Source organism: Arenimonas sp. (assembly GCF_019459675.1).
GTDB lineage: Bacteria > Pseudomonadota > Gammaproteobacteria > Xanthomonadales > Xanthomonadaceae > Arenimonas.
On record NZ_JAIBFH010000029.1, the window covers coordinates 1 to 2,170 of the forward strand.

Annotated in this window: 2 protein-coding genes; both read left to right on the forward strand. The window is 70.2% G+C overall.

Features of this window, described 5'->3' with window-relative positions; genetic code table 11:
• Nucleotides 1-1,418, forward strand: a 1,418-nt coding sequence (gene argS / locus K0M70_RS00955) for an arginine--tRNA ligase (protein ID WP_290778079.1), incomplete at its 5' end; no start/stop codon positions are given.
• Nucleotides 1,418-2,011, forward strand: a complete 594-nt coding sequence (locus tag K0M70_RS00960) for an SPOR domain-containing protein (protein ID WP_290778081.1) — start codon at nt 1,418-1,420, stop codon at nt 2,009-2,011. The genes argS and K0M70_RS00960, both read left to right, overlap by 1 nt.
• The last annotated feature ends 159 nt before the right edge of the window (nt 2,012-2,170 follow it).

Here is a 2,170-nt window from a genome sequence, read left to right on the forward strand (position 1 = left end):
CCGGCTGCGGGTTGGCGGTGCGGGTGGTGTTTGTCTCGCCCACCCCCACCGCCCGGCGGCAGGTGGCCCACGGCCGCGGCGCCGCCTACGGCGCCAGCGTCGCCAACCTGCTTGATGCCGCCGGCCACCCGGTGCAGCGCGAGTACTACGTCAACGACGCCGGCCGCCAGATGGACATCCTGGCCGTATCGGTGTGGCTGCGTTACCACGAGCTGGGCGGAGTGAACGTGCGCTTCCCGGACAACGGCTACAAGGGCGAATACGTGGTGGACATCGCCCGCGGCCTGCGCGCCAAGGCTGGCGATTCGCTGCGCCGCAGCGCCATCGAGATCACCGACGGCCTGCCGCCCGACGAAGGCCAGGGCGGCGACAAGGAAGCCCACGTGGACGCGCTGATTGCGCGCGCCAAGCAGCTGGTCGGCGAAGCCGGCTACCGCAGCGTCTTCGACGCCGGCCTCACCTGGTGCTTGGCCGACATCCGCGACGATCTCGCCGGCTTCGGCGTGATGCACGACAACTTCTTCTCCGAGCGCTCGCTGGCCACCGATGGCTATGTCCAGCGCGCCATCGACACCCTGCGCGAGAACGGCCACCTGTTCGAGGACCAGGGCGCCACCTGGTTCCGCGCCACCGCCTTCGGCGACGACAAGGACCGCGTGGTGGTGCGCGAGAACGGCGTCACCACGTATTTCGCCTCCGACCTCGGCTACCTGCTGAGCAAGTTCGAGCGCGGCTTCGAGCGCTCGCTCTACATTTTCGGCGCCGACCACCACGGCTACATTGCCCGGCTCAAGGCCGCGGCGCAGGGCCTGGGCCTGGACCCGGCCCGCATCGAGATACAGCTGGTGCAGTTCGCCATCCTGTTCCGCGGCGGTGAGCGCGTGCAGATGTCCACCCGCGCCGGCAGCTTCGTCACGCTGCGCGAACTGCGCGAAGAAGTGGGCACCGACGCGGCGCGCTTCTTCTACGTGATGCGCGGCAACGACCAGCACCTGGACTTCGACCTGGACCTGGCCAAGAGCCGTTCCAACGAGAACCCGGTCTATTACATCCAGTACGCCCACGCCCGGGTCAGCTCGCTGTTCCGCCAGCTGGCCGAAAAGCAGCTGAGCTACAACCGCAGCGCCGCCGAAGCGGCGCGCCAGCGCCTGATGCAGCCGCACGAGGACACGCTGCTGGACGAACTGATGCGCTACCCGGAAGTGATCGAAGCCGCCGCCGAAAGCCGCGCACCGCAGGTGCTGGCCAACTACCTGCGCGAACTGGCCGCCGCCTTCCACGCTTTCTACAACGCCCAGCCCATCCTGGTACCGGATGACGAGCTGCGTAACGCCCGCCTGGGCCTGTGCAAGGCCACGCAGCAGGTGCTGGCCAATGGCCTGGCGCTGCTGGGCGTGTCCGCCCCGGAGACCATGTAATGGCCAGACGCGCTCCCAAGAAACAGGCCCGCCGCAACGGCGGCAGCGGCACGCCGGGCTGGATCTGGCTGCTGGTCGGGATGCTGGGCGGCCTGGCGATCGCCGTGGGGCTGTTCGTGCAGGGTTACTGGGGCAAGGACGGCAGCTTGCTGCCCCAGCCCAACCCGCAGGCGCGCGCGCCCACGCCGTCCGAGGAGCCGGTGGCGCAGCGCGAGGCGCCGGAGCCCAGGAAGCCCAAGTACGATTTCTACGACGTGCTGCGCGACAAGGAAGTCATCATCCCCGACGCCGACCTGCCGGCGCTGGCGCAGGCGGAGGCCGAAAAGCCCGCCGACGCCGAGGTGCCGGCCAACGCCGAAACCGTGCGCTACCTGATCCAGGCCGGTGCGTTCCGTTCGTCCTCCGACGCCGAAGCGCTCAAGGCGCGCATTGCCCTGACGGGCGAGCTGGCGCGCGTGGAGTCGGCCGAGATCGCCGGCGGCACGATCTACCGCGTCCGCCTGGGGCCTTATGCCAACGCCAGCGCGCTGGCAACGGCCAAGCAGACGCTCGGCAACAACGGCATCGAGGCGGTCGCCATCCGGGCCCAGTAGGCCCGGCGCGGCGGAGGGACGAAATGGGCTGGAACGTCGAACACCTGGCCGAGCACCGCATCATCCGCGTCACCAGCGAAGGCAGGCTCGACCGCGGGTCGCTGCGCCAGCTGACCCGCGACGCGGTGGCGGGGGGGGGCCCGCCCCCCCCCCCCCCCC

Excerpts from the sequence above, each read along its gene's own strand:
- K0M70_RS00960 (WP_290778081.1), top strand. The coding sequence starts at position 1,418 with ATGGCCAGACGCGCTCCCAAGAAACAGGCCCGCCGCAACGGCGGCAGC.